The sequence below is a fragment of the Moorena sp. SIO4E2 genome (assembly GCF_010671945.1).
In the GTDB taxonomy this organism is placed as follows: domain Bacteria; phylum Cyanobacteriota; class Cyanobacteriia; order Cyanobacteriales; family Coleofasciculaceae; genus Moorena; species Moorena producens.
The window spans coordinates 1-1,310 of record NZ_JAAHIE010001272.1 but is presented as its reverse complement, the minus strand read 5'-3'; the positions used below and the strand labels follow the sequence as shown (position 1 = coordinate 1,310).

The 1,310-nt window shown below is 40.5% G+C and carries 1 protein-coding gene and 1 pseudogene; both read right to left on the bottom strand.

Going from position 1 to position 1,310, the window contains the following annotated elements:
* Positions 1-244: pseudogene (locus F6K37_RS42875) on the bottom strand (glycosyltransferase family 10 domain-containing protein); the annotation flags it as partial.
* A partial coding sequence (locus tag F6K37_RS42870; protein ID WP_287257278.1) for a glycosyltransferase occupies positions 241-1,310 on the bottom strand: 1,070 nt, incomplete at its 5' end. The pseudogene F6K37_RS42875 and the gene F6K37_RS42870, both read right to left, overlap by 4 nt.

Here is a 1,310-nt window from a genome sequence, read left to right as displayed (position 1 = left end):
GTCTTAATTGAGTCCGAATGTGTTCAAATTCCCTGTAGGATGGCGGTAGATCTAAAAACCAGAAAATGTCAGCCTGCTCAAGGGGTGCTTGATCCCACGTATCTAATTGAAATCCAGCTTTAGCTGCTACTTGCTTCCACTTGGTAAATGCTTCTTGATATACAGAATTAAAAGAAGTTCCCTGGGTAAATAATCTGTTACCGCACCAGTCTTGAAAAGAAGGGCGGATAAGTACCAGTTTCACTTTTTAACAAGCTCCTGATAAAGATTGATATAACTGTTAGCCATTAAATCAGCCGTAAATTTTTGCTCCACTCTCTCACGAGCTGCTTTTCCAAAATGTGATCGTTCTTGGGAATGTTTTACCATCCAATGGAGTCCCTGATAGAGTGATTGAGCTGAACCAACTTCATCAGCTAACCAACCTGTTTCTCCATGAATAACCACATCGGGAATTCCCCCTGTGCGAAATGCTAATACAGGTGTGCCACAAGCCATAGATTCAAGAGCCGTTAAGCCAAAAGATTCGATTTGACTGGGCATAACAAATATATCAGCTGCTGAGTAGGCAAGACTCTGAAGGTGAGGAGAAGATAAACGTCCTAGATTTAGGGTAGTAATTTGATTATTTAAAGCTGGAATTTGACCCGATCCGAATAGAATTAAAGTGATAGAGTAATGTTTTGCCAACTCATCAATTGCTTCTAGTAAAACGGATAAATTTTTATTTTTATCAGATAAATCAGCACAAGCAAAGGCGATCGCAAAATCATTGGGGTTTACTCGTAAAGCAGCTTTGGCAATGGATGGATCAATAGGTTGATAATCATTGGTATCAATTCCTAGGTGGATGGTGCGGATAGAACGAGCATATTTACCAAGGGCAGACTTTTGAGCTTGTTGTGTTGTCCAAGTGCTGTTACCGACAAAATGCAGATTGATATGCTGATAAAGTTTGGCTTTAAGTTCAAAGTTTTTCCATGCTCGATCACGTTTCCCAGATTTTTTCAGACTAGGACAGTTACAACAATGATTGGTAAATTGATCGCAATCTAGGGCATGATGACAGCCTCCAGTCAGAGGATTCATATCGTGGAGTGACCACACAACAGGAAGTTCAGATGGAAGACTGCTAAAAAAGCTAGGTTTATCGATCCAACGAGATATCCAATGTAAGTTAACAATTTCTGGTGGTTTACCAAAGTCTTTGAGTTGAGTTTTGTAAGTCCATTGGGGACTTGTGAACATACTCCTATTGTTAGCGGAGCGATTCCATTGTCTGCTGATGGCTACTGAGTCTAAGTTGCGCC